The organism is Micromonospora musae (assembly GCF_003626635.1).
GTDB lineage: Bacteria > Actinomycetota > Actinomycetes > Mycobacteriales > Micromonosporaceae > Micromonospora > Micromonospora musae.
Map to the genome: position 1 here is coordinate 564,083 of NZ_RAZT01000001.1, position 26,803 is coordinate 590,885.

21 protein-coding genes are annotated in these 26,803 nt (G+C 72.1%); 2 read left to right on the forward strand and 19 right to left on the reverse strand.

The features are described 5' to 3' along the window. Nucleotides 1-38 precede the first annotated feature (38 nt). Complete coding sequence (locus D7044_RS02570; RefSeq protein WP_120676006.1) at nt 39-1,112, forward strand: hypothetical protein; 1,074 nt, start codon at nt 39-41, stop codon at nt 1,110-1,112. 88 nt (nt 1,113-1,200) lie between these two features. Here D7044_RS02570 and D7044_RS02575 read toward each other — a convergent pair whose 3' ends face one another. From D7044_RS02575 to D7044_RS02660, 18 genes are all read right to left on the reverse strand, one after another. Further along, the gene (locus D7044_RS02575; RefSeq protein WP_120687828.1) at nt 1,201-3,075 is read right to left on the reverse strand and encodes a DUF2207 family protein; all 1,875 of its coding nucleotides are present in this window, start codon (nt 3,073-3,075) and stop codon (nt 1,201-1,203) included. 9 nt (nt 3,076-3,084) lie between these two features. Next, nucleotides 3,085-3,660 (reverse strand): LemA family protein, encoded by a 576-nt coding sequence (locus D7044_RS02580; protein ID WP_233564841.1) that lies wholly within the window; start codon nt 3,658-3,660, stop codon nt 3,085-3,087. Between the two features lie 607 nt (nt 3,661-4,267). After that, entirely contained in the window at nt 4,268-5,518 is a 1,251-nt protein-coding gene (mmsB, locus tag D7044_RS02585) for a multiple monosaccharide ABC transporter permease (protein ID WP_120676002.1), read from the reverse strand. Further along, a complete protein-coding gene (gene mmsA / locus D7044_RS02590) occupies nt 5,515-7,053 on the reverse strand; it encodes a multiple monosaccharide ABC transporter ATP-binding protein (RefSeq protein ID WP_120687829.1) in 1,539 nt (512 codons plus the stop codon). Before mmsA ends, mmsB begins: the two co-directional genes overlap by 4 nt. A 171-nt stretch (nt 7,054-7,224) precedes the next feature. After that, nucleotides 7,225-8,367, reverse strand: a complete 1,143-nt coding sequence (gene chvE, locus D7044_RS02595) for a multiple monosaccharide ABC transporter substrate-binding protein (RefSeq protein ID WP_120687830.1) — start codon at nt 8,365-8,367, stop codon at nt 7,225-7,227. 227 nt (nt 8,368-8,594) lie between these two features. After that, nucleotides 8,595-10,121 carry an aldehyde dehydrogenase (NADP(+)) gene (locus tag D7044_RS02600; protein ID WP_233564842.1) on the reverse strand — a complete coding sequence of 509 codons (1,527 nt, stop codon included), beginning with the start codon at nt 10,119-10,121 and terminating at the stop codon, nt 8,595-8,597. After that, nucleotides 10,114-11,619 (reverse strand): FAD/NAD(P)-dependent oxidoreductase, encoded by a 1,506-nt coding sequence (locus tag D7044_RS33215; RefSeq protein ID WP_120687832.1) that lies wholly within the window; start codon nt 11,617-11,619, stop codon nt 10,114-10,116. The genes D7044_RS02600 and D7044_RS33215 overlap by 8 nt, the downstream gene beginning before the upstream one ends. Further along, nucleotides 11,603-11,923 carry a (2Fe-2S)-binding protein gene (locus D7044_RS02610; protein WP_199716416.1) on the reverse strand — a complete coding sequence of 107 codons (321 nt, stop codon included), beginning with the start codon at nt 11,921-11,923 and terminating at the stop codon, nt 11,603-11,605. Before D7044_RS02610 ends, D7044_RS33215 begins: the two co-directional genes overlap by 17 nt. Further along, entirely contained in the window at nt 11,920-13,077 is a 1,158-nt protein-coding gene (locus D7044_RS02615) for an NAD(P)/FAD-dependent oxidoreductase (protein ID WP_120687833.1), read from the reverse strand. Before D7044_RS02615 ends, D7044_RS02610 begins: the two co-directional genes overlap by 4 nt. Then, on the reverse strand, nt 13,074-13,757 hold the full coding sequence (locus tag D7044_RS02620; protein ID WP_120675991.1) for a GntR family transcriptional regulator: 684 nt from the start codon (nt 13,755-13,757) through the stop codon (nt 13,074-13,076). The genes D7044_RS02615 and D7044_RS02620 overlap by 4 nt, the downstream gene beginning before the upstream one ends. Further along, complete coding sequence (locus D7044_RS02625) at nt 13,754-14,755, reverse strand: proline racemase family protein (RefSeq protein WP_120687834.1); 1,002 nt, start codon at nt 14,753-14,755, stop codon at nt 13,754-13,756. The genes D7044_RS02620 and D7044_RS02625 overlap by 4 nt, the downstream gene beginning before the upstream one ends. Continuing rightward, on the reverse strand, nt 14,752-15,657 hold the full coding sequence (locus tag D7044_RS02630; protein ID WP_120687835.1) for a dihydrodipicolinate synthase family protein: 906 nt from the start codon (nt 15,655-15,657) through the stop codon (nt 14,752-14,754). Before D7044_RS02630 ends, D7044_RS02625 begins: the two co-directional genes overlap by 4 nt. 48 nt (nt 15,658-15,705) lie before the next feature. Further along, complete coding sequence (locus tag D7044_RS02635) at nt 15,706-17,034, reverse strand: aminopeptidase P family protein (protein WP_120687836.1); 1,329 nt, start codon at nt 17,032-17,034, stop codon at nt 15,706-15,708. Then, nucleotides 17,021-18,376, reverse strand: coding sequence for an alpha/beta fold hydrolase (locus D7044_RS02640; protein WP_120687837.1), 1,356 nt, complete (start codon nt 18,374-18,376; stop codon nt 17,021-17,023). Before D7044_RS02640 ends, D7044_RS02635 begins: the two co-directional genes overlap by 14 nt. Nucleotides 18,377-18,649: 273 nt before the next feature. After that, nucleotides 18,650-20,455, reverse strand: coding sequence for a gamma-glutamyltransferase (gene ggt, locus D7044_RS02645; RefSeq protein WP_120687838.1), 1,806 nt, complete (start codon nt 20,453-20,455; stop codon nt 18,650-18,652). Nucleotides 20,456-20,491: 36 nt separating this feature from the next. Further along, complete coding sequence (locus D7044_RS02650; protein ID WP_120687839.1) at nt 20,492-23,368, reverse strand: CHAT domain-containing protein; 2,877 nt, start codon at nt 23,366-23,368, stop codon at nt 20,492-20,494. A 5-nt stretch (nt 23,369-23,373) separates the two neighbouring features. Further along, nucleotides 23,374-23,553 (reverse strand): hypothetical protein, encoded by a 180-nt coding sequence (locus D7044_RS02655; RefSeq protein ID WP_120675972.1) that lies wholly within the window; start codon nt 23,551-23,553, stop codon nt 23,374-23,376. Nucleotides 23,554-23,555: 2 nt separating this feature from the next. After that, nucleotides 23,556-24,299, reverse strand: a complete 744-nt coding sequence (locus D7044_RS02660) for a DUF6338 family protein (RefSeq protein WP_120687840.1) — start codon at nt 24,297-24,299, stop codon at nt 23,556-23,558. A gap of 264 nt (nt 24,300-24,563) precedes the next feature. Between D7044_RS02660 and D7044_RS02665 the strand changes: the two genes are divergently transcribed. Further along, nucleotides 24,564-25,859: an RICIN domain-containing protein gene (locus tag D7044_RS02665; protein ID WP_120687841.1), complete on the forward strand. Its 1,296-nt coding sequence runs from the start codon at nt 24,564-24,566 to the stop codon at nt 25,857-25,859. Nucleotides 25,860-25,915: 56 nt separating this feature from the next. Here the strand turns inward: D7044_RS02665 and D7044_RS02670 are convergent, their stop codons facing one another. After that, on the reverse strand, nt 25,916-26,755 hold the full coding sequence (locus D7044_RS02670) for an alpha/beta fold hydrolase (RefSeq protein ID WP_120687842.1): 840 nt from the start codon (nt 26,753-26,755) through the stop codon (nt 25,916-25,918). Nucleotides 26,756-26,803 lie beyond the last annotated feature (48 nt).

The window sequence follows — 26,803 nt, forward strand, 5'->3', positions numbered from 1 at the left end:
TCCACGATGATCTATTCGTTCGGACGCGGGAGCGGAACATGCGCGACAGGATCAGCAGAGGTCGACGGTCCAGGATGGTACGGGCGTTGACGGCGGCGGGCGCCGCCGCGACACTGGCGGCGGCGCAGCTCGCAGCGCCCGCACCGGCGAGCGCCGCCGTCAGCCGGGCCGAGCTCGCCCTACGCTGGGCCCCCATCCACTACCAGGACGTCGACGCCACCGGGGCCCACGCGCTGGGCGGTCAGTCCGACTACATCGCCAAGGTCGACTTCGACGGCGACCTGAACGGTCGCAACAACTGGGACCGGACGGGCCAGGCCGGCACCTCGCTCGCCGCGCACGCGTACTACTCGGTGGTGGAGACCAGCACCCACTGGTACCTCACGTACCTCTTCTTCCACCCTCGGGACTGGACGGACCACCCGTTCTTCGAGACCGAGCACGAGAACGACGGCGAGGGTGTACTGCTCGCGGTCGAGCGGGACGGCTCCACCTACGGCGCCCTGCGTGGCGCGGTCACCGTCGCGCACAGCGACTTCTACTCGTACACGCCGACGGGCAGCACGTGGAGCGGCGGCCGGGAGACCGTCGACGGCACGCTCCAGTTCCAGGCGTCGCCGCACGACTCCTTCCAGCACCCGGTGACGGCGCAGGAGGCGCAGGGCCACGGCCTGAAGGCGTACCCGCAGTACACGATCAACGGCGACGGCCTGGTCTACTACCCGTCCACCGTCGCCGAGACGCCGAGCGACGGCAACGACCGTGACGTGCGGTACAAGCTGATCGACATCTTCGCCGCCGACGGGCTCTGGGCGCAGCGGGCCGACTCGACCCTCTTCGCCGGGCTCGGCACGTTCGCCGGTGACACCTCCGGTGACTGCGGCTCCGGCACCTGGAGCTGCTCGGCGAACTCGGCGAACGCGCCGTGGGGCTGGGACGACGGCAACGACCTGCCCGCCCGCGGTGAGCTGGCCAGCGACCCGGCGAAGTTGTCCGTCGAGTACTTCACCATCCCGGCCGGGCTGTCCCGGACGTACACCTACAACCCGTACGCCGGCGCGGCGGCCGAGTTGGCGAAGGTGGCGAAGACCGCTCCGCCGGTCGTCGACTGATCGCGGACGAGGGACGCGGCCGGCCCGAGCGGGGCCGGCCGCGTCGCGGTAACGTCGGTCCACAGCCGGCGGTCACCGGGTCAGCCGCTCAAGGCCGAGGAGCGGCCACGTCCGCCGGGAGACGCGACAGCGCGGTCGCCAGCAGGCCGGCGAGCGCCGCGCCGCCGCCCGGCGCCTCCTGCGGGTGCAGGACGAGCAGGACCACGTCGCCGCGCCGACCAACGACCCGATCCCGTGCGGCGTAGGCCTCGTCGCCGACGCCGGGCAGCGCCTGGCCGACGCTGCGGCTCAGCAGCAGCGCGGCCCGCGCCATCCTGCCGCCCGCCACGACGTTGACGACGAGCACGGTCGAGCCCCGGCCGTCGACGAACCGGGCGCCCCACCGCGCCTCGGCGGCGGATTCGGGACGGACGAGCGACACCCGCATCCCGAGCGCGGCGCCGACCTCCGCCGCGCTGAGCAGGCGCTCCGGATGGAGACCACCCGGGGCCGCCCCGGCGGACCCGGTCTCCTCGCCGTCCGCGTCGTCGTACGGCTCGGCGATCTCGGGTGCCGGCCGCTGCACGGCGACCCGGATGACGCGGCGGGTCCAGGGGCGGACGCGTACGGTGACGACGTCGCCGAGCCGGCATTCGCCCGCGATCTCCTGCGGCAGGACCCAGGCGCGCAGCTGGTCGGCGTGGCCGTCGTCGACGACGAGGTAGTGGTTGACCGGGGTGGAGCTGCTGTCACTGTCGGAGGAGTGCACCTGCCAGACCTGGTGCCAGAGCACCTCACCGGTGACGTCGGCGGGTGCGACCAGATCGATCACCACCCGGACGACGAGGTAGGCGGCGTAGCCGAGCAGCAGCAGGCCGAGCGTGATGACGCCGAGCGTGACGGGGTCGATCGACGTCCACCGCGCCCCGGGGCCCGCCGACGCGGCGGAGCCGGAGGCCGAGTCGAGCAGTGCCACGCCGACGATCCTCGTGAGGGTCCAGCCGATCATGCCGGCGAGGACCGCCCGGAAGACGATCCAGCCCAGGGCCTGACCGTAGCGGGGCATGCCCGCCGGGTAGGTGACCGGCACCTGGCGCCAGCCGCCGCCGTACGACGACCAGAGCCGAGTGCGGTCGGCCACGCCGAGATGGATCACCCGCGAGGCGACCCGGGTGACGCCGAGGGCTGCGCCGTAGGAGAGGTACCGGTCCCAGACCGCCACCGCGGCGGGAGGCAGCTCGGCGAACGACTCGTGGTCGGCGAGCCAGGCGCGCAACCCGAGCCAGCGGGTGGCGGCCTCTCGCCCGGCCGGGGTGTCCCGTTCGCCGAGGTCCCGGCCGGCGACGCCGACGAGCACCGCCGCCGTGACGACGAACGCGGCGACGCTGCCGAACTGGTCGTCGCCGGTGCGACGGACGAGGTGCCAGACGCCGGCGGCGACCCCCGCGGCGGCCACCACGCCGAGCACGCTGAGCACGGTGACCAGAACCTTCGAGAACCGTCGGCGGGAGAGCCCGAGTCGTCGGGCGTCGGCGATCACGTACCGGCGCATCCGCTTCGACCAGGAGGCGGCGCGCCCCGCGTCGGCGAAGCTCAACGCGGTAAGCGGGACCACGCCGTCGACCGCGCGCTCGGTGACCCGGTCGTGGACCAGGCGCTCATACCGGGTGAGGTGCTCGGGCGACCGGCCGGTCAGGTGGACCGTCGTGTGCTGCGGGTCGGCGTCGGCCGGCCGCAGCTCGACGTATCCGCGCGCGGCGAGGTCGAGCAGAGTGGACTCGGCGGCGTCGACGGTGACCTGCCACTGGTTGGTCAGGAGGCTGACCACCGCGGGCGGCTCCTGCCCGGGTAGCTCCATCGCGGCGGCGGCCGCCGGGACGCCGGCCGGGCGGTTCGACAGCCGGGCGAGGCAGTAGGCGGCGGCCCAGGCGGCGAGGCAGGCCGCCGGCAGGCCGAGTTCGACGGCGAGGTCGTAGGCGGTCATCGGGCGGGCTCAGAGGCGCACGGAGACGTCGGCGCGCTCCTCGCCGACGGCATCGAGGTACGGCTCGGCGCGGAAACCGCCGACCCCGGCGATGATGCTGGTGGGCACGGTCTGCACCGCGGTGTTCAGCGACTGGACGGCGCTGTTGTAGAACTGCCGCGCGTAGGCGATCTTGTCTTCGGTGCCGGCGAGTTCCCGCTGCAGGTCGGTGAAGTTCTCGCTGGCTCGCAGCTGCGGGTACGCCTCGGTGATCGCGATCAGTCGACCCAGCGCCTGGGTCAGGGCGGCCTCGGCGGCCAGCCGGTCCGGTGCGCCGCCGGGGGCGCCGGCGGCCGCGGCGCGGGCGGCGGTCACCGAGTCGAGGGTCTCCCGTTCGTGGGCCGCGTAGCCCCGCACCGTCTCCACCAGGTTGGGGATCAGGGAGTGCCGACGTTTGAGCTGCACGTCGACCTGCGCCCAGGAGGCCTGCACCTGCGTTCGCAGGCGGACCAGGCGGTTGTAACCGCGCACCGTCGCGACCAGCACGACGACCACCAGCAGCACCACCAACGCCACGATGACGACCAGCACCAGGCTCGAACTCACGACACCCACTCCTCGATCGACGTGCTCCGCGGGACACCACAGCGGACGCAGCCATGATGATCTCTTGGCACCGCAACCGAATCGGCTCTGTCGACGATGTGACGCTCCACCGTCCGGTCGACTTCGAGGATCGCGTGAACCGTGCTCCTACCAGCAGTTTCCGGTTCCGGGCCTACGGGTTAACGCACGGTGTGCGCGCCGGCGAGGACCCGGGATCGACCGGGTGCGAGGGGGCTTCCGCGGCACGGGGGCGCGAGTCGCCGGGATGACCCGGCGGTGCCGGCAGCGCCGGAGGGCGGTTCGCCGTACGCTCGTCGCCGTGCCACCGGGCGGCTGCGACGCGGCGGCCTGCGCAATGTCGATCGCGGCGGCGCGGACGGGCCGCGGGGCCGCCGGTCGCGGGTGCCGGGAAGGCGTCCGGCTAACGCGGAGGGAGCGATGTTATCGCTAACATCGCTCCCTCCGGAGTGGACTTACGAGATCCACACCGGCCGACCTCGGTGATCGACTCTCGGATTCCCTGACGTCGGCGCGGGCCGCTTTCCGCGACGGATCGCCTGCGCGAGACGTCGGGTCGACCACCGGGTCGCCCGGCGTGGATCGTCGGTCAGCGGGCCTGTCCGGCCCGGCGCTTGTTGTACACGTCGAAGGCGACGGCGACGAGCAGGACGAGCCCCTTCACCACCGACTGCGTCGACTGGTCGACGCCCATCAGCTGCATTCCGTTGCTCATCACGGCCATGATCAGGCCGCCGACCATCGCGCCGACGACGGTGCCCACGCCGCCCGTGACCGCCGCGCCGCCGATGAACGCGGCCGCGATCGCGTCGAGTTCGAACATGTTCCCGGCCGCCGGCTGGGCGCCGTTGGAGCGGGAGGAGTAGATGACCCCCGCCACCGCCGCGAGGAAGCCCATGTTGACGAACATCCAGAAGTTGACGGTGCGGACCTTCACCCCCGACAACGTCGCGGCCGAGAGGTTGCCACCGATCGCGTAGACCCGCCGACCGAAGACGGTACGTCGGGTGACCAGCCCGTAGACGAGCACGAGCACGGCGAGGATGATCAGCACGATCGGGAGTCCTCGGGCGTGGGCCAACTGCCAGGCGAAGTACATGATGACCGCGCCGACCAGCAGCACGCGGGCCACGAAGAGCGGGAACGACTCGACGGGCTGCTGGTAGCGGATGCGCGCGAGCCGGGTCCGGAAGACGCTGACCGCGTAGCCGGCCACCGCCACCGCGCCGATGAGCAGGGTGAAGGCGTCGTAGCCCTGCCCGCCGATGAGTCCGTTGAGGAAGCCGGCCGCGACGCGCTGGTACTCGGCCGGGAACGGCGAGAGCGAGATGTTGTCGAGCACCCGCAGGGTGAGCCCCCGGAACAGGAGCATGCCGGCCAGGGTCACGATGAACGCCGGGATCCCCGCGTAGGCCACCCAGAACCCGTGCCAGGCGCCGACCGCGATACCGACGGCCAGCGCGGCCAGGACGCCGATCCACCACGGCTGTCCCTGCCGGATGACGAGTACGGCGGAGACCGCGCCGGTGAGCGCGACCACCGACCCCACCGACAGGTCGATGTGACCGCCGATGATCACGATGACCATGCCGATCGCGAGCACCAGGATGTACGAGTACTGCAGCACGATGTTGGTGATGTTGCCGGGGCTCAGCGAGACGCCGTCGGTGAGGACCGCGAAGAGGGCGACGATCACGACGAGGGCGACGTAGATGCCGCTCTGGCGCAGGTTGCCCAGGATCAGCGTCCGCGGATCGCTGGTGCCGGTGTGCAGCGCGGCGGCGGGGGTGTCGTCGGACGAGGGGCGCTGCGGGGTCGCCGACGGTTTGGTGGTGGTCATCGGGCGACTTCCCTGTCCTTCGTCATGAGCTCCATCAAGTTCTCCTGGGTGGCCTCGCCGACCGGCACCTCACCGGTGATCCGGCCGGCCGCGAGGGTGTAGATCCGGTCGCACATCCCGAGCAGTTCGGGCAGTTCGCTGGAGATGAGGATGACGGCCCGGCCGTCGGCGACCAGCCGGTTGATGATGGTGTAGATCTCGAACTTCGCCCCGACGTCGATGCCGCGGGTGGGCTCGTCGAGGATGAGGACGTCCGGGTCGGTGAAGAGCCACTTCGACAGGACGACCTTCTGTTGGTTGCCGCCGGAGAGCTTGCCGACCACCGACATGACGCTCGGCGCCTTGATGTTCATGTCGCGCCGGCCGTCCTCGGCGACTTTGATCTCCTCGTTGCCGTTGACCCAGCCGAGGCGGGCGAGCTTGCCGAGCGCGGCGGCGGAGATGTTGCGCCGCACGTCGTCGATGAGGTTGAGCCCGAAGCGCTTGCGATCCTCGGTGGCGTACGCGATTCCGTTCTCGATGGCCTCGGCGACGCTGCGGGCGCGGACCTGCTTGCCGCGGACGAGGAGCCGGCCGGTGACGCCACGGCCGTACGAGCGGCCGAAGACGCTCATCGCGAGTTCGGTGCGGCCGGCGCCCATGAGGCCGGCGATGCCGACGACCTCTCCCGCGCGGACGTTCAGGTTGGCGCCGTCGACCACCAGCCGGTCCTGGGTCGGGTGCCGGACGGTCCAGTCCTCGATGCGCAGGACCTCCTCCCCCGGTTCCGAGACCCGATCCGGGTAGAAGCTGGAGAGGTCGCGGCCCACCATGCCGCGGATGATGCGGTCCTGGGTCGCCTCGCCCGAGCTCATGTCGAGCGTCTCGACGGTCCGCCCGTCGCGGATCACCGTCGTGGAGTCGGCGATCGCGGTGATCTCGTTGAGCTTGTGGGAGATCATGATGCAGGTGACGCCCTCGCTGCGCAGGCGCCGGAGCAGCTCCAGCAGGTGCGCGGAGTCGATGTCGTTGAGCGCGGCGGTCGGCTCGTCGAGGATGAGCAGCCGTACCTGCTTCGACAGCGCCTTGGCGATCTCCACCAGCTGCTGCTTGCCGACGCCGAGCTGGATGATCGGGGTGACCGGGTTCTCCCGCAGCCCGACGGAGGCCAGCAGCTCCGCCGCGTCGGCGTTGGTCCGGTTCCAGTCGATCAGGCCGCCGGCGCCGCGGCGTTCGTTGCCGAGGAAGATGTTCTCCGCGACCGACAGGTAGGGCACCAGGGCGAGCTCCTGGTGGATGATGACGATGCCGTTGGCCTCGCTGTCGTTGATGCCGCGGAAGTGCACCGGCTTGCCGTCGAAGACGATCTCACCGTCGTACGAGCCGGTGGGATGGACGCCGGAGAGCACCTTCATCAGGGTGGACTTCCCCGCGCCGTTCTCCCCGCAGATGGCGTGGATCTCCCCGCGCCGCACGGCGAGCGAGACGTCCTGGAGGGCCTTCACCCCGGGGAAGGTCTTCGTGATGTGACGCATCTCGAGGATGTTGTCGGACATGGTCACCGTCCTGGTCGTACCTGTCGTGAACGAACCCTGTCGATCGGGGGCCGCGACATAGGCCGCGCTCCGGTACCTGCCGCCACGACGGACCGCAGGCGAGAGGGACGAGGGTTCAGGGATCCCGTCGGGCCCGGCGCGGTGCGGCCGGCGCCGGGCCCGACGGACGTGTCAGCCCTTGGCCTGACCGCTGGCGACCTCTTCGGCCGTCCAGTAGCCGGAGTCGACCAGGACGGGCTTGATGTCGTCCTTGTAGACGGTCTGGACCGGCAGGAGGTTCGACGGAACGACCTTGACGCCGTTGTCGTACGTCTTGGTGTCGTTGGCCTGCGGCTCCTTCTCCTGAAGGAACGCCTCGGCCGCGACCACGGCCTGCTCGGCCAGCAGCCGGGTGTCCTTGAAGATCGTCGAGTTCTGCACGCCGTCGTTGATGAGCTTGACCGAGGCGATCTCCGCGTCCTGGCCGGTCACCACGGGCATCTTGACGCCCTTGGCGCCGTAGCCGGCGTTCTGCAGGGCGGTGATGATGCCCCGGGACAGGCCGTCGTACGGCGACAGCACGCCCTGGACCCGGGTGCCGTCGTTGTAGCTCGACGTGAGCAGGTCCTCCATGCGCCGCTGCGCGGTCTCCTGCTGCCACCGCAGGATCGCCACCTGCTCGATGGTGGTCTGGCCCGACTTCACCCGGAGCGACTTGTCGTCGATGAACGGCTTGAGCGTGTCCATGGCGCCGTCGAAGAAGAAGTGGGCGTTGTTGTCGTCGAGCGAGCCGGCGAAGAGCTCGATGTCGAACGGCCCCTTCGCGGTGCCCTTCGAGCCGTCCTTGTTCTGCAGGCCGAGACCGACGAGCAGCGCGGTGGCCTGGGCGACGCCGACCTTGTAGTTGTCGAAGCTGACGTAGAAGTTCACGTTCGGGCTGTCGCGGATCAGCCGGTCGTAGGCGATGACCGGGATCTTCGCGTCCGCGGCCGCCTGCAGCTGGCTGCTGAGGGCGGTGCCGTCGATCGCCGCGATGACCAGGACGTCGGCGCCCTGGGTGATCATCTGGTCGACCTGCTGGGACTGAGTGGGGATGTCGTCTCCCGCGTACTGGAGATCGACCTTGTAGCCCTTGGCCTCCAGCTTCTCCTTGACCGAGTTGCCGTCGGCGATCCACCGCTCCGACGTCTGGGTCGGCATGGCGACGCCGATGGTCAGATCGGCCGGCTTGTTGCCGCTGGTGTCGCCGCCACCTCCGGCTCCTTCACCGCCGCAGGCCGTGAGGCCCAACGCCAACACCGTCGCACCGAGAACGGCTAGAAATCGTTTACTCACAAGCAGTCTCTCCTCTCCGGACTCGCCGGAAACGCGGGTGACACTGCCGTAGTGTTAGCGCTCACAAAGAGGGCGTCAACACTTGTTCTCGAAATACACCCGTCACGGTCTCGTAACGGTGTCGACTATCGAGCGTCAGCGTTGCCGAATGCAGCTCTGTGGTCACGACGGCGTCACCCACCGTCCGCGATCGGTGGTCCCGCACCGACCGCGGACGAGGAGGGCGATCAGGTCGTCGGAACGCCGTCGACCAGGCGGGGCAGGCGCAGCGGGTTCGCCTCCCGCAGCTCCGGCGGGAGCAACGAGTCCGGCACGTTCTGGAAGCAGACCGGGCGCAGCCACCGCTCGATCGCGGTGCTCCCCACCGAGGTCGAACCGGTCGTGGCGGCCGGGTACGGCCCACCGTGCTGCATCGCGGGAGCGACGGTCACCCCGGTCGGCCAGCCGTCCACCACGACCCGCCCCGCGATCTCGCCCAACCCGGCGACCAGCTCCGCCGCCGCGCCGTCCCGCTCGTCGACGCCCAGCTGAACGGTCGCCGTCAGGTTGCCCGGCAAGGCGTTGAGCAGCGCGTCCCGCTCGGCCGTCGAGCCGTAGCGGACCAGCACGGTGACCGGCCCGAAGCACTCCTCCAGCAGCTGCTCGTACGGCCCACCGTCGGCCAGCCGCGACGCCCCGACGGAGAGCACCCCCGGGCGTACGGCCAGCGGAGTGTCGTCGTCGCCGGCCTCGCCCGCCGCGAGCGGCTCCGACACCCCCGGCAGCCCCGCGCGGGCACGAACCCCGGCGAGGAACGCCTCCCGCATGCGCGGGTCGAGCAGCGGGCCGGACGGGACCGCCGCCGACACCACCGCCTCGGCGACGGCGTCGCCCGCCGCCCCCTCGGGGAGCAGCACGAGACCCGGCTTCACGCAGAACTGGCCCATGCCCAGGGTGTACGAGGCCGCGAGCCCCGCTCCGACCTCCTCCGCCCGGGTCTCGGCCGCCCGCTCGGTGACCACCACCGGGTTGAGGCTGCCCAGCTCACCGTGGAACGGGATCGGCCGGGGCCGGGAGGAGGCGATGTCGAAGAGCGCGCGGCCGCCCCGCACCGAGCCGGTGAACCCCACCGCCGCCGTCAGCGGGTGGCGGACGAGCTCCGGGCCGGCGTCGAAGCCGTGCACCACGGCGACGACGTCCTCGGGCAGCCCGACCTCGGCCGCCGCCGCCCGCAGGATCCGGCCACAGAGGACGGAGGTGGCGGGATGGTCCGGGTGGGCCTTCACCACCACCGGGCAGCCCGCGGCTAGGGCGCTCGCGGTGTCGCCGCCGGGCACGCTGAAGGCCAGCGGGAAGTTGCTCGCCGCGAAGACCGCGACCACCCCGAGCGGCACCTTGTAACGCCGCAGGTCGGGACGGGGCGCGGGCGCCGCCGACGGGTCGGCGTGGTCGATGATCACGTCCAGGTACGCGCCGGTCTCCACCACGTCCGCGAACGCGCGGAGCTGGTAGCAGGTGCGGGCGAGTTCACCGGTGAGCCGCACCCGGCCGAGGGCCGACTCCGCGTCGGCGGTCGCGACGATCTCCTCGCCGCCCTTCTCGAGCAGCGCGGCGGCCGTACGGAGCAGGTCCGCGCGCCGAACCGGGTCCCGCAGCGCGGCTCCGGCGGCCGCGGCGGCGCGTACCGCCCGATCCACCTCCTGCGGCGTCGACTCGGTCGCCACGCGTTCCCGCGACCGGCCGGTACGCGGGTCGCGGCTCAGCACGTCAGTCACCGTTTCGTCCTCCTTCATCCAGCGCCTCTGCGGGCGTCGTCTCCTCGGCCAGTGCGGCGAGCTCGCCCAGGGGCACCGGCACGGCGAGGCTGCGGGTGGCCAGCGGACGCAGGTCGTCCACACCTGTCTCGCGTCCGCCCAGCCAGGCGGCGATACCGGCGGTGGCGAGACCGCAGACCCGCCCCTGGCACCAGCCCATTCCCGGTCGCGCCAGCATCTTCAGCGTGCGCGCGTCCTCCGCGCCGAGATCGTGGTGGGCCCGGCGCAGGTCAGCGTAGGGGACCTCCTCGCAGCGGCAGACGAGGGTCGTCTCCGTGAGCCAGTCCGGCCAGGCGCGGGGCAGCGGGTAGGTCCGGTGCATGGCGGCGGCGAAGCGGCGTGCCCGCCGGACGGCGGCGCGCAGCCGTCTCGTCCGGGCCGGGTCGGCCGGATGGCCGCGGTCCGCGGCGACGGCGAGCGCGCTGAGCCGCCCCTCCTGCACGGCCAGCGTCGCGCCGCCCACCCCGGTGGCCTCACCGGCGACGTAGAGCCCGTCGACGCTGCTGCGCTGGGAGTCGTCGACGGCCACCACGAGTGAGCCGTCGGTGTCCTGCGCCGTCTCGGCGCCGAGCATGAGCGGCAGTTCGAGCGAGGGCGTGAAGCCCCAGCCGAGCGCCACGAGGTCGACGGCGATCTCCTCGTCCGGTCCGGTCGGGCGGCCGTCGCCGTCCACCCGCGCGACCCGGACCGCCTCGACCCGGCCGTCCCCGAGCACCTCACGGATCACGGTCCTCGTCCGGTACGGGATGCGGTGCCGGAGCATCGACGCGGCGTAGCGCAGGGCCTCCACGCCCTTGCCCGGCGCGGAGACGGCGCCGGCCGGGGAGCGCAGCCAGCCCACTGTCGCGTTGGCCTCGATGACGGCCGCGACGCGCACCCCCGCCCGCGCCAGGCCGGTCGCCACGGGCAGCAGGAACGGGCCGGTGCCGGCGACGACCGCCCGCTGTCCGGCCGGGGTGCGGTGTCCCTTGAGCAGAGCCTGCGCACCTCCCGCCGTGAGTACGCCGGGCAGGTCCCAACCGGGTACGGGCAGTTGCCGGTCGTACCCGCCGGCGCAGAGGATCAGCGCGTGCGCGGCGAGCGTCGTCGGGTCCGCGTCGCCGGAGCGTCGACCCGCGGTGGCCGACGTGGACGTGGCGGCCGTGACCCGGAGAGTGAACGCGCCCTCGGCGTCGCGGGTGATGAGCCACACCTGGTGTCCGGGGAGGTACCGGATCCGGCCTTCCGCCGCCAGCTCGTCCAGACGGGTGCGCAGCCGGGTGAAGACCGGCCAGTCGTGGTGGCCGATCCGGTCCTCGGGGCGGGCGTGGATCCGGTCGTAGTGCCGCCAGTACTGCCCGCCGGGCTGCCCGGCGGTGTCGATCAGCAGGACGCCGAGTCCCGCTTCGGCGGCTTCGACCGCGGCGGCGAGTCCGGCCGGGCCGGCGCCCACCACTGCCACGTCATGCACGTGCGACATCCTCGCCTCCCGTCCGACCGGCCTCCTCGAAGTCCGCGCCCGGCTCGACGTCCGCGCCCGGTTCGGCGTCGCCGAGTCGCATGCCGTCGGCGGCGGCGACGAGGCAGGCGCGCTGGTCGGGAATCCCGTCGACGGTGATCAGGCAGTCGAAACAGACACCGATGCCGCAGAACAATCCGCGCGGCCGGCCGCCCTTGCCGGTGGTGCGCCAGTCCGTGATGCCGGCGGCGATCAGGGCGGCGGCGACGCTCTGGCCGGGCTCGGCCGCGACGGTGACGCCGCGGAAGCTCAGATGGTGGGTCATCGGGGTGCCTCCTCGGCCGGCGGAAAGCGGTCCGGGGCGAACGGCGTGAGGTCCAGGTCCGTCCGCTGCCCCACGAGGGCCTGGCTGATCAGCTTCCCGGTTCCGGCGGAGAGGCCGATGCCGGCGCCCTCGTGACCGCAGGCGTGCCAGAGGCCGGGCGCGCGCGGGTCCGCACCGATGACCGGAAGATGATCCGGGCAGTACGGGCGGAAGCCGAGGTAGGTGCGGATGGCCCGGACCTCCCGGAGCATCGGGAAGAGCGCTATCGCCTTCGCGGCGAGCGTGCCGATGGCGGGAACGGAGATGCTCCGGTCGAATCCGACGCGTTCCCGGGACGCGCCGATGAGGACGGTGCCGCCGGCGGTGCCCTCGACCACGGGAGAGGTCTGCAGCGCCGCGTCGGAGCTGGCCACGTCACCGACGTACTCGGCGGCGTAGACCTTGTGCCGGATCGTCCGGGCCGGCAGCGGCTGGGTGACCAGGATGAACCCGCGCCGGGGCAGTACGGGCACGTGCACCCCGGCGAGGTCGGCGATGCCGCCGGCCCAGGTGCCGGCGGCGTTGAGCACCGCGCCGGCGGTGATGTCGCCCGATGAGGTCCGCACCCCGGTCACCCGGTCGCCGGCGCGCAGGAACCCGGTCACCTCGGTCCGGGTACGCACCTGCGCGCCGCCGGCCCGCGCCAGCCGCAGCAGGTGGGCGGCGACCAGCATCGGCTGGACCTGCGCGTCCTGCGGGTAGAAGGCGCCCCCGGCGAGCTGCGGGGCGAGGTGGGGTTCGTAGTCGGGCAGCTCGGACCGGGTGACGTCGCGGACCTCGACCCCGGCGCGGCGCTGGTGCACGGCGAGGGCGCGCAGGGATGCGACGCCCTGCTCCGAGGCCGCGACGACGAGCCCGCCCTTGGACTCGAACTCCCAGAGGTCGCCGTGTTCGGCGAGGTCCTCGCGCCAGATCCGCTGCGAGTAGAGGGCCAGGTCGAGTTCGGGGCCGGCCTCCTTGTCGGAGACCAGCACGTTGCCCTCGCCGGCGCTGGAGGTGCCGCCGGCGATCGCACCGCGCTCGACGACGACCACCCGCAGCCCGGCCAGCGTGGCGAAGTACGCGCTGGCCGCACCGACCACGCCCGCCCCGACGACCACGAGGTCCACGCTCACGGCGTCTCCTCGACACCGCCGGCCCAGAGGCCCCGTACGTGGCCGATGTGGCGGCGCATCAGCAGTTCGGCGCCGGACGGGTCGCGGGCTTCGACGAGGTCCAGCAGCTCGTGGTGCTCCGCGGCGGAGCGGCCCAGCCGTCCGCTCTCGAGCAGCGGGGTCAGGCCGAGCAGCCGGGTCCGGGACCGCAGGTCGGAGACGACGTCGACCAGGAAGCGGTTCCCGCTGTAGCCGAGCAGGGTCAGGTGGAAGACGTGGTCGGCCTCGATGTAGCCGACCAGGTCGCCGCACTCCACCGCGTCGACGATGGCCTGCGCGAGGGCGCGCAGGTCACCGAAGTCCTCCTTCGGGATCACCGGTACGACGTCGCGCACGGTCGGCGGCTCGATGAGCAGCCGGACCGCGGCGAGGTCGTCGAGGTCCTGCTCGGACATCTCGGTGACCCGGAACCCCTTGTTCGCGTGCGTGACGACCAGGCCCGCCTTCACCAGGTCGAGCATGGCCTCACGTACCGGGGTGGGTGAGACGCCGAGCTGCGCGCCCAGTGCCGGAGCCGAGTAGACGACGCCGGGCTCCAGCTTGCCGGAGATGATCGCCGCCCGGAGCGCCTTCCCGATCCGGTCGCGGAGATTCTCCCTGGGGCCGATGTCCGGCAGGTCCGGCACGGGCGTCGGGCTCACAGCAGGAACCCCGCCGGGAACGGGTCGGTGGGGTCGAGGTGCAGCTGCGACGTCGCGGTGATCCAGGCCCGGCCGGTGATCGACGGCAGCACCGCGGGCCGCGACCCGACAGTGGTGTCGCCGAGCAGCCGCCCGGTGAACCGGGTGCCGATGAACGACTCGTTGACGAAGTCGTCGCCGACGGCCAGCTCGCCCCGCGCGTGCAGCTGCGCCATCCGGGCGCTGGTGCCGGTGCCGCAGGGCGACCTGTCGAACCAGCCGGGGTGGATGGCCATGGCGTGCCGCGACAGCTGCGCGGTCGAGCCGGGGGCCTTGAGGTAGACGTGGTGGCAGCCGTTGATGTCGTCGCGCTCGGGGTGCACCGGCCGGTCGTGCTCGTTGACCGCCTCCATGATCGCCAGGCCTGCGGCGAGCAGGTCGTCGCCGCGGGAACGGTCGAAGGGCAGGCCCAGCGCCGCCAGGTCGACGATCGCGTAGAAGTTCCCGCCGAAGGCCATGTCGTACTCGACGGTGCCGAAGCCCGGGACCTCGACCTTGCGGTCCAGCGCGTACGCGAACGACGGGACGTTCTGGATGGTGACCGACTCCGCCGCACCGTTGCGTACCGCCACGGACGCGACGACCAGCCCGGCCGGGGTGTCGAGCCGGATCGTGGTGACCGGCTCGACGACGGGCACCATCCCGGTCTCGACCAGCACCGTCGCCACGCCGATGGTGCCGTGCCCGCACATCGGCAGCAGGCCGGAGACCTCGATGAAGAGCACGCCGTAGTCGGCGTCGGGTCGGGTCGGCGGTTGCAGGATCGCGCCGCTCATCGCGGCGTGGCCACGGGGTTCGTACATCAGCAGGGTGCGGATGTCGTCGCTGTTCTCCATGAACCACAGCCGACGCTCGGCCATCGTCGCGCCCGGGATCGTGCCCATGCCACCGACGACGACCCGGGTGGGCATGCCCTCGGTGTGCGAGTCGACGGCGTGGAAGGTGCGCCGGGACCTCACTTGTAGCCCTTGGCGAGAACGGCCTCGGTGTCGGCGGTGATCCGGGCGGCCACCTCGGCCGGCAGCGCCAGCCGCGGCGGCCGGCAGGCGCCGCCCTTGCGGCCGGCCAGGTCCATCGACAGCTTGATCGACTGGACGAACTCGGTCTTCGAGTCCCAGCGCAGCAGCGGGTGCAGGTCCCGGTAGATCGGCACCGCCTTGGCGATGTCGGCGGGGTCGTCCGAGGTGACCAGCCGGTAGAGCTCCACGGTGCTCTCCGGGATGGCGTTCGGGTAGCCGGCGATCCAGCCGACCGCGCCGGCGACCCCCAGCTCGAGCAGCACGTCATCCGCGCCGACCAGGAGGTCCAGGCCGGGTGCGAGCTCGCCGATCTCGTACGCCCGCCGGACGTCGCCGGTGAACTCCTTCACGCCGACGATCAGGCCCTCATGGAACAGCTCGGCGAGCAGCGCGGGGGTCAGGTCCACCTTGGTGTCGATCGGGTTGTTGTAGGCGACGACCGGCAGGCCGGCGCGGGCGACCTCCCGGTAGTGCTCGACGACCGCCCGGTGGTCGGCGCGGTACGCGTTCGGCGGCAGCAGCAGCACCGAGGTGGCGCCGGCGGTGGCGGCCTGCTCGGCCCAGCGGCGGGCCTCGATCGCGCCGTAGGCGGCGACGCCGGGCATGACGCCGAATCCGGCCGGGGCGGCCTGGACGGCCGTCTCGACGACCCGTGCCCGCTCCTGCGGGGTCAGCGTCTGGTACTCGCCGAGCGAGCCGTTGGGGGTCACGCCGTCGCAGCCGCCGGCGGCGAGGAACCGGACGTGCTCGGCGTAGGCGTCGTAGTCGACCGAGAGGTCGTCGTGCAGGGGCAGCGCCGTCGCGACGTGTACGCCGCGCCACGGCTTGGTGGGGGTGGTCATGCTGTTTCTCCTCAGCGTCGTAGGGGGAACGCGTCGATGGTGGGGGTGTCACACGGTCTGGGCGGCGGTCATCCACTTCTCCAGGCCGTCGGCGTCGAGCGGAAGCGCGCGGGACAGCACCTCGGAGCCGTCCGGGGTGACCAGGATGTCGTCCTCGATCCGCACGCCGATGCCGCGCAGCTCCGGGGGCACTGTCGTGTCGTGCGCGTGGAAGTAGAGGCCGGGTTCGACGGTGAGCACCATGCCGGGCGCCATGGCCGCGTCCTGGTACGCCTCCTTGGCGGCGCGGGTGCAGTCGTGCACGTCCAGCCCGAGGTGGTGGCCGATGCCGCAGACCAGGTAGCGCCGGTGGTGCTGCCCGGTGTCGGAGAGCGCCTCGTCGACGGAGACCGGCAGCAGTCCCCAGTCGGCCAGCCCGTGGGCGATCACCTCCATCGCCGCGTGGTGGAACTCGGTGAAGCGGCGACCGGTGCCCACCGCGGCCAGCCCGGCCCGGTGGGCACGTTCGACGAGGTCGTGCACCTGCCGCTGGGCCGACGAGAACCGTCCGGAGGCGGGGAAGGTGCGGGTGACGTCGGCGGTGTAGTAGCTGTTCACCTCGACGCCCATGTCGAGCAGGAGCAGCTCGTCCGGCAGTACCGGGCCGTCGGCGCGCACCCAGTGCAGGGTGGGCGCGTGCGGCCCGCTGCCGACGATGGTGGCGTAGCCGGGTCCGTTGCCGTGCGCCCGGGCGTACCGGTCGAAGGTGCCCTGCAGCCACCGCTCCCCCGGCCCCGCGATCGCGGTGGGGAATTCGCGGACCACCGCGGCGAAGCCCTCGACCGTGCGGTCCACCGCCGCGCGGAGCTGGCCGATCTCCCACTCGTCCTTGTACATGCGCAGCTCGGCGAGGGTGCGGGCGACCTCGTCGTCGCGGGTCACGTCCTCGGCGAGCTCCTCAAGCGGCCGGACCTCGACGCCAAGCGCCCGCGCCCAGTCGTCGAGGCCGGGCGCCGCCCCCACCCACAGCTCCCCGTAGCGGGCGTCGGAGAAGAATCGGGGGTCGCCGGGGTAGGCGGGCGGCGGTAGGTAGAGGGTGGGGTGGCCGTCGCGGAGCACCACCGTGGCGTTCTCCACCGCGCAGCCGGTGGTCCAGTAGAAGTCGCTGTCCGGGCGGAAGTCGTACGCCGTGTCGTTGCTGCGTACGGGCGCCTCCCCCGCGCTCAGCACGATGGTCCGGCCGGGCAGCGCCTCGGCGAGCCGGGCCCGGTGGGCGGCGGCGGCCTCGGCGGCGCCCGCGACGACCGGTGGGGTCCGGTCGGGTACGTCCCATCCCGTCGCCAGGTACTGCGTGAACGCCGGGATCTCGGAGAGCTTCGGCGGTCTACCGGTGCGCATCGGGGGTTCCTTCCTGCCGGGTGTCGTGCGGGGCGGTCGCGGCGCCGCGCTGGTCGGGAATGCCTCCGCCGCTCTCGCGGACCAGCTGGGTCAGCCGGGCGAAGACCCGCTCGTCCTCGCGGACGCCGTCGTGCTCGTACTCGTTGGTGATCCAGGTCCGGATGTTGCCGACGCGGGACGCGGTGTCGAGTTGCAGGCCGGCGTCGACGTACATGTCGTCGTGGTAGACCGCGGCGGCGACCGGGATCTCGTTGGCGGCCAGCCGGTCCGGGTCGTAGAGCGGCGGCCATTGGGCCCGGGTGGCGAGCAGCTCGACGGCGGCGCGGAACGGGCGCAGCTCGGCGATCTCCTCGAACATCCAGGGGTAGATCATCTCGCCGGTGAAGAGCAGGGGCCTGGCGTCCTGGGCGAACTGCGGGTGCCTGTCGTGTTCGGCCTGGGCCGCCCAGCCGGTGGCGGTGTTCCCGTGCGCGTAGATGCTCTCGTGCAGGGCTGCGAAGAGCGGGTTGTCGCTGTACGACGTGCGGGCCAGCACCTCGTGCAGGAACGTGGTCGACAGCTCGTCGGCGGAGAACGCCTCGTCGAGCAGCCAGTGCAGCCGCTCGTTGCCGGGCTTCATGCCGAGGTCCAGGCCGAGCGTCTGGAACCGGCGGACGGTGAGCAGGTCGCCGTCGGGCAGCCGGACGTCCCCTGCGGCCAGCCGGTCGGCGATCCGGGCGACCTGCGCGACCTGGTGCGGATAGCGCTGGAAGAACTGCCGGTTCTTGCCCTCGACGCGGGGGTAGGTGCGCCGGTAGACCTCGGCCGCCGACGGGTCGAGACCGGGCAGGCCACCGGTGACGTAGCAGGCGTGCAGGCCTTCGGGGGCGTTCGACAGGTAGGTCAGGGTGAGGAAGCCGCCGTACGACTGCCCGAGGGTGGACCAGCGCCGGCCGCCGAAGACGGTCTTCCGCAGGTGCTCGTGGTCGGCCACGATCGAGTCGGCCCGGAAGCAGGCGAGGTAGGCGGCCGCCTGCTCGGCGCTGGTGAACGCGCTCATCCGGCGGCCGTCGATGCGGGTGCTGCGGCCGGTGCCGCGCTGGTCGACGAGGACGACGCGGTGCTCGCGCAGCGCCCGGTCGAGCCACCCGGACCGGGTGAGCGGGCGGGGGCCCTTTCCGCCGGGCCCGCCCTGCAGGTAGACCAGGCACGGCAGGTCCTCGCCGTTACGTACCGGGTCGACGATCTCCCGGGCGAAGATCTGGATGGTGCCGCGCGCCGGATCGGACCAGTCCAGCGGAGCGTCGCTGACGTGGTCCCGGACGCGCATGCCAGGGAGGGTGTAGGTCGCGGTGACGGTCATCGGCTTCTCTCTTCCGCGGTGCCGGTCGACCGTGGACGGCCCTCGACGAGGCGGCTTGCGCCTCGTGCGGCACCGCGCCGACCTGGGGGCACGGGCCCTACATGCGCCGCTGCGGGGTCGGCAGCGCTCGCAGTAGGGTGTGCCATTGCACTGACCCTAATGTGAAAGCCAGTCGCTGCCAAGAGCAGGCACCACGCGTGACCCGCCGCAGCCGGACGACAGCGGGCCGCGAGGGCGCGGCGACGGCAGACACCGTCGCCGCGGCCCCCCGGGTCAGTGCTGCGGCCACCTCCCGACGACCGCCGCGGCGCCGCCACCACGACGGACCGGCTCGGCCGCGGCGACCATCCGACCGTTGCGCAGAAGCTCGATCCCGGTCGCGGCGCCGAGCTCCGCGGTGGAGGCGAGGACATGCCCCGGCGGCAGATCGTCGGCGTAGGCGGTGATGAAGGCCGGCTCGGCCTGGGTGCTGGCGCCGTTGCGCTGCGACGCCCGCGGCGCGGCCAGCGCCTGCGGCAGGCTCATACCGAGGTCGATCCGGTTGACCAGCATCTGCAGGACGGTGGTGATGATCGTCGCGCCGCCGGGAGTGCCGACGGCGAGGAACGGCCGCCCGTCGGCCAGCACGATGGTGGGCGCCATCGAGCTGCGCGGCCGCTTGCCCGGCGCCGGCAGGTTCGGGTCCGGCGCGCTGCCCTGGGTCGGCGCGAAGTTGAAGTCGGTGAGCTCGTTGTTGAGCAGGAAGCCTCGGCCCGGTACGACCATGCCGTTGCCGCCGGTCGCCTCGATCGTCAGCGTGTACTCGACGACGTTGCCCCACCGGTCGGCCACGGTGAGGTTCGTGGTGCTCTTGCGGTCGTCGCGGGTGTCGGCGGCCGGCGCGGCCGAGCAGCCGCCGTAGGCGCCGTCGGGAACGCCGGGCGCGACCGGTTTGGGCAGCGCCGCCGCGGCGTCGATCAGGCAGGCCCGTTCCTTGGCGTACCCGTCCCGGAGCAGCTCGCGCAGGACGCCCGATGGGGTGTGGTCGCCCACGTAACGGTTACGGTCGGCGAAGGCGAGCGCGCTGGCCTCCAGGTAGTGGTGCATCGCCTGGGCCACCGACATCGACCGCAGGTCGTAGCGCTCGAGGATGTTGAGCGCCTCCCCCACCGCGACGCCGCCGCTGGAGGGGGTGGACATGCCGTACACCTCGAGACCGCGGTACTCCGACCGGGTCGGCGCGGGGAAGCGCGTGCGGTAGCCGGCGAGGTCGGCGGTGGTCATCCCGGCCGGGCGGATCGGGTACGGCCACGCCCCGACCGGCCGCGCCGAGAGCGGCGGGTGCTGCACCGTGGCGGCCAGGTCGCGCCCGACCTCGCCCCGGTAGAACACGTCGGTGCCGCGCTTGGCGATCAGCCGGTACGTGTCGGCGAGGTCCCGGTTGCGGAAGGTGCTGCCGACCGCCGGCGGCTGGCCGCCGGGCAGGTAGAGCGCGCTGGTGGAGCTGAACTGGCCGAACGCGTTGCGGTTCGCCGCGATCTGGCTGGCGAAGGTCTCGTCGACGGTGAAGCCCTTCTCGGCCACCCGTGCGGCGGGGGTCAGCAGCTGCGCCAGCGACCGGCTGCCCCAGCGGGCCAGCGCATCCCGCCAGGTGAGCAGCGTGCCGGGCACGCCGACCGAGAGGCCGCTGATCCGGGCCTCGTCGAACGCGTACGGCTGCCCGGTGGCCGGGTTGGTGAAGCTGGTGGCGGTCATCGAGGCCGGCGCCGCCTCGCGGCCGTCGATGGTGTGCACCCGTCTGGTCCTGGCGTCGTAGTAGACGAAGAAGCCACCGCCGCCGACACCCGCGGAGAACGGTTCGGTCACGCCGAGCGTCGCCGCGGCCGCGACCGCCGCGTCGACCGCGTTGCCGCCGCGGCGCAGCACGTCCAGCCCGACGGCGGTCGCCGTCTCGTCGACAGTGGAGACCGCGCCGCCGTAGCCGACGGCCACCGGCTCCTTCGGTGGCTCGGCCGGCTTCGCCGCCTGGGCGGGAACAGCCGCTCCGGCGGCCATTGTGGCCAGGGCGATGGTCGCGGTGAAGAGGAGTCGTGGTCTCATGTGGCCTCCGGGGATCGACGCACGCGGACCCTCTGCCTACTCCCCCGACGGGATGCGGGCAACCCCGGCGGAGGCGTCACCTGTCGTCGTGTCGGTCACCATGAGCCCCGCCCAGGCGAGTGGGTTGACCCGGGTCGGATCGACGCCGACGGCGAGCGGTGCGGCGGCGGCGATGTCCCGGAGGGCGGCTCCGCTGGGGAGACGCCGGTAGATGTGACTCATCAGCCGCCCCGTCGGCCCGTCCGGTAGACGCCACAGCCCGGACAGGACGGTGGTGGCGCCGGCCGCCAGACACGCCGCGATCATCCCGGTGGCGTCGCTGCCCGCGTCGGCGCCGGAGTAGCAGGCCGGGGCCAGGACGGTCCGCGGTACCCGGGCGGTGAGCAGGCGTGCGGACGAGATACCGCGCTCGCCGTGGAGCTGGAACTCGAACTCCAGGCCGTGTCCTCGGCCGTGGGTGGCGAGGATCAGCACGTCATGGCGGCCGGTGGCCAGCTCGTTGAGCAGCTCGTCCCGGCTGCCCGCGACGGTCAGGTCGACCTCGCCGGACTCGTGCATCCTCGTCAGCAGTTGCCGTTCCCGCTGCGCCCCGGCCAGCCGCGGATGGAAGTAACCCAGCAGCGCGGGCCGCGTAGGAGCCTCGGCCGGCGGGTTACCGATCAAGCGGAGCAGGGGAAGCCGGTTGACGGTGGCGTTGGAGATCACGGCGACGCCGTCGGCGAGCGGGAGGGCGGGGAAGGGCATCGCGCGCAGCGGTCCGTCGGCGCAGATGACCAACCGGTGCCGATCCGGTGCGCCCACCGGTGTGGACCGCATCCAATCCCGGAGCTGCTCGGGCAGCAAGGTCTTGGCGATCTCGTGTCGGGTCGACTCCCAGAGTTCCCCGAAGGCTCTCGCGGAGTCCGCGCTGCGGGTGGCCGCCCCGCTGCGAAGCTGGTCGAGCACGGTCGCCGCGGCGCCGACCAGCTGGAACTCCTGGATCCTCGGGGCCTCACCCGGCACCCGGAAGACCAGGTGTCCCGCGTAGTCGGCGGTGCCGCTGTCGGCGACCGTGAGGGACAGCAGGCCGTCCTGCCCGCAGCGGTCGAGGAGATCGGTGCCGGCGATGGGGGTCGGCACGTACAGCTCGGCGAAGGTGCCGCCGATGAGGTCGGTGAGCCGGCTCGTCAGCGTCACCTGTTCGTCCTTGAGCGTGCCGGTCAGGACGTCGATCTCGCCGAGCTGTCCGGCGTGCGCGGGGTCTGCGATGTGGGCGAGGGTGTGCCGCACCTCGTCGGCCCGGTCGGCCACCTCCCGCAGCTGCGGCGGCATCGCGGTCTTCGTCGCGGAGAGTACGCCCACCAACGTGTCCTCGCGCTGGGCCTCGGCGACCTCGATCCCCGCGAGCCCCGCCTGACTGGCTGCCGCGCTGGCCGCGAGCGTCTCCATGAGGCCGGCGAAGCTGCTCCGCTTGGTGGCCAGCAGTCCTCGTCGCTGAGCCAGCCGACCGACGTGCCCACTGAGCAGATGCAGGTCCCGCACCGCGGCCCGGACCCGGGCCACCGCGACCGTCACGTGGCCGCTTCGGGCCGCGACATCGGCGGCGAGCCCGTACACGTCGGCGGCGACCTCGGGCGTCCCGATGTTCGCCAGCAGCGCGACCATCGCGTCGGCGGCGGCGTCGGCCCGGTCGAGCTGACCGTCCGCGCAGAGAGCCGCCGCTTCCACCTGCCGCATCTGGAGGTCCGCCAGCGGGTCGGTGAACGGTTGGCCACCGGCGATCGAGAGCTGCCGAAGCGCTTCGCTGACGTCGCCGCGGGTGAGCGCGACATCGGCGAGCAGCGTGGAGGTCGCCTGCGCGACGCTCAGCGCGTGCGCCGCCTCTCCCATCTCCCGGATCGTCGTCAGCTCCTCCACCAGGAGGTCGAGGTCCCCGTCCGCCGCGCGGATCTTGGCCACCTCGAAGACGGTCAGGGCCAGGACCTTGACGAGGTACGCCACGTGCGTGGTGGTGAGGATGACCTCGCGGTACCGCTCGTCCCCGGCCAGCGTCATCACCGCGTCGACGCAGTTCCGGGCGTCGTCCCGCTCGCCGACGGTGTGGTGCAGACCGGCTCGGGTGGCGGCGGCCGCGATGAAGACCGACAGGTCCTGCCGCTGCCCGGCGGCCTCGAGGACGGAGTCACAACCGGCGGCGGCCTCGGCGAGGCGTCCCCGCAGCATGTCCAGCCACGCCAACCCGAGCACGGCCTGGTCGCGGTAGTGATCGGTCTCCTTCGTCAGGTTCATGCCGAAGCCGCCGACCCGCTGGCGCAACCGGGTCGCCGCCTCGATGGCCGTGCGGTACGCCCGAGTGCTGCCGGCCAGATCGCTACGGGTCGCGCAGAGCTCTCCCTCGATGAAGTGCAGCTGGACGCCGACCACGTCCGCCTCGGGCGCCCGGGTCCTGCGCAGCAGCTCCAGACCTCGCGTCACGGATTCCGTCGCGTCCTGCGGTCTGCCGAGCAGCACCTGGGCACGGGCGCAGACCATCCAGCCCATCGCCGCGTCCACGTACCGACGGCGGCGCTCACCGTCCTGCGCGGCGTGCGCCCCCGCGTCGACCGCCTCCGCGTACCGCAGGTTGTCGAACGCCACCAGCGCCGAGACGAGCAGCCGGTCGCTCCCGACGCCGGCGGCCCCGATCAGTACGACGGTGTACCCGAAGGCGGCGACGAGCGCCCACCATGGGGCGTCGAGCAGGTGAGCCACCCCCAGCAGCCCTGCGGCGAGGAAGAGTTCGAGGCGTTGCGCCGACGCCTTCGTGGGCCGCCGTTGGCCGATCACGACGCTGGCGACCACCGGGATCGCGGGCAGCCAACCGGCGGCCCGCCAGGTCGCCCAGGCCAGGAGGAGCATCGGCGTCCACCGGATCAGCAGACCGGCCGAGCGCATCCCGCCTACTCGTCGACCGGCGGCGGAACCGGTTCGGGCAGCTCGGTGGCGGTCGGTGGGGGCACCTCGGGGTCGACGAGCTGTTGTCCGCCGCGGAAGTCGTCGAAATCGAAGTCGGAGAAGTCGGCGAAGCCCGCGTCCGGGTCATCGTTGAAGCCGGGAGTTCCACGAGCGTCGGGTTCCACGACTACTCCTCTCGGGTGGGGGTCGGTTGGGCGGGCAGGTTCACGCTCTCGGGGGTCGCCGGCTCCGGTGCCGTCCGGTACGTGACCGTCAGCAGGACGATCCGTCGAGCGCTGATCGCGACCGCGCCGATGTTCGTCAACGGGTACGTCTGCTGGGCGCCCTTCGGGCGGTAGACCAGGGGGTGGTCCGGATCGTGCCGCAGCGACAGATCCCGGTCGGCGATCTCGTCGGAGACGCGGCTGAAGCTGTGCAGCCGCCCGGCGACGTACGAGCCGTCGTCGAGGTAGCAGCCCACGTACTTCGGAAGATCCGAGTGCTCCCGCAGCAGCAACCACCAGGAGGACTGCTGTGGATCGGCGTTCCGCCGCAGGTTGCCGAGGCGGGTGTTCGGGCGCAGCCAGCGGTGCCACGGACGCGCCGCCACGAAGTAGGCCCAGAGGCAGGCCAGCGCCATTCCTCCCACAGCCCACCCGGTGACGAGCCACGGCTTCGCGATCACGTACTCCCTCGGCGTACGCAGCAACGCCGCGAGGTCCGGCGCCCGCACGGGCAGGGTCGACCAGACCGAGGCCAGGATCAGACCAGCGAAGCCGTCGGCGGCCACGCCGACGAAGAGGACGGACATGGTCTCGCGAAGCGGTGACCTCGTCCGTTGCGGGATGTCCCGCTCGCGGCGCCGTTCGTAGAGGTATCCGGGCAGCAGCAGGGCGACGAAGATCACGACTCCCAACACGGTCGCGGGCATCGATCTCCTCGCAGCGGGGGCGGCACGTGCCCACGATGATGTCGGCACCGTCGGGCGGATCCGGCGTGCGGGTCGCGTTTCCGACAGCAGCGTTGCGGCAGGGCGCTCGCCCGCCACCGGTACGCCCCGGTCGGCAGGTCGCAAGCTGCCCGATTCGTTCACGTCCGAGATTGACCTGAGAATTATTCGGACATAGCCTGTCATCGATCGATGCGCCGCGTCCCGGCGCCCCGGCCAGCGCGACGACAACCGAGAGGACGCGCTATGATCGCCCGTACCCGCCGCACCGTGATTCGAAGGTCGGCCCAGCTCCTCGCGCTCTGCCTGGCGCTGGTGACCGTCTTCGCCCCGCCCGCCCACGGCGCGGCCCGAGCCGCGGCCCCGGACTTCAACGTCATCGCCTTCTACAACGGCACCTGGGACCCGGCCCACATCAGCTTCGTCCGGGAAGCCAACCAGTGGTTCCCGCAGATCGCCGCGCAGAACAACTTCTCGTACACCGCCACCAACGACTGGAGCCGGCTGAACACCGCCAACCTGGCCCAGTACCAGGTGGTGATCTTCCTCGACGACCTGCCGCCGGCCGCCCAACGCCCGGCGTTCGAGCAGTACATGCGCGGCGGCGGGGCGTGGCTCGGCTTCCACGTCTCCGCGTACACCGACAACCCGGGCGGCTGGGACTGGTACCACAACCAGTTCCTCGGCAGCGGCGCGTTCCAGACCAACACCTGGGGGCCGACGACCGCCGTGCTGCGGGTCGAGAACGGCAGCCACCCGTCCACCTCCCGGCTGCCCGCCACCTTCACCTCGTCGGTGAGCGAGTGGTACAGCTGGAGCCGCGACCTGCGCACCAACCCGGCCATCGACGTCCTGGCCTCGGTCGACCCCAGCAGCTTCCCGCTCGGCACCGACCCGAACCAGACCTGGTACGGCGGCTACTACCCGATCATCTGGACGAACACCAACTACAAGATGCTGTACGCGAACTTCGGCCACAACGCGATGGACTACGCCCGGGACGTGCCGCTGTCGTCCACCTTCGCCAGCGAGGTGCAGAACCGGTTCCTCATCGACGGTCTGCGCTGGCTCGGCGGCGGTGGCAGCACTCCCCCGCCCACCGACCCGATCTCCCCGACCGCCTGGTACAGCCTGACCAGCAAGGTCAGCGGCAAGTGCGTCGACGCCCGCGCGGCGGGCACCGCCAACGGCACGGCGATCCAGCAGTACACCTGCAACGCGTCCTTCGCCCAGCAGTACCAGTTCCAGCCCACCAGCGGCGGCTACCTGCGGGTGAACAACCGCAACAACAGCAGTCGCGTGCTCGACGTGACGAACGTGTCCACCGCCGACAACGCCCCGATCCAGCTCTGGACCTACAGCGGCGGCAACAACCAGCAGTGGCAGGCGGTGCCGGAGGCCGACGGCTACTACCGGCTCGTCAACCGGCACAGCGGCAAGTGCCTCGACGTGCCCGGCGGGTCCACCGCCGACAGCGTCCAACTGGTCCAGTACGCCTGCAACGGCACCGCCGCCCAGTCGTTCCGGCTCGTGCAGCGATAGGTCCGACCGGTTGGTTGCCGGACACCCTGTTGCCCGGCAACCAACCGCGGATCCGCCTAGCCGAGGAACTCGGTGAGCGCCCGGACGAGGTCGTCGGGGCGCTCCTCGGCGAGATAGTGACCGGCGTCGGGAATCTCCAGGAACCGGATGTCCGTCGCCTTGCCCGCCAGCGCCAACGGCATGGCCTGGTAGTAGAGGCTGCCGAGGGCGAGGACCGGCACGGAGAGGGCGCCGTACGTCTGCATGTCCTCGATGTCCTGCGGAAACGCCTGGTACCAGCCGTTGGCGGCGCGGATCGCGCCGGGCTGGTCGTACGCCGCGGCGTAGACCGCCCGACTCTGCTCGTCGATGGCGTCCCGGTCTCGGGCCATCTGGTCGACGCACCAGTCGATGAGCAGCCGGGCCCGGCCGGCGAGCAGACGCTCCGGCAGCTCCTTGACCTGGTTGAAGGCGAACCACCACAGGTGGGGCTGCCCGGCCTGGGGCAGCACGGTGAACTGGTAGAAGAACGTGTCCGGGTGCGGCACCTCGATCATCGCGAGCTTCCGCGTGAGGTCGGGGTGGTTGGCGGCGAAGCTGAAGGCGACCATCGCGCCGATGTCCGTACCGGCGATGTTGACGCTTTCGTAGCCGAGCTTGCGGACCAGCTCCGCCACGTCGCGCGCCATGGTCTTTTTGTCGTACCCGGTCTCCGGCTTGCCGGAGTCGCCCATGCCGCGCAGATCGACGGCGATCACCCGGTACCGCTCGGCCAGCAGCGGCATGACCTTGTGGAACTCCCACCAGGTCAGCGGCCAGCCGGGCAGCAGGAGCAGGGGCTCGCCGGTTCCGCCCGAGACGTAGTGCAGCCTGACGCCGTTGACCTCGGCGTAGCCCTCTTCGAACCCGACGAGCATCTGCTTCCCCCAGAATGTGAATGCGCGTTCTCAATGCGTCGCCCACCG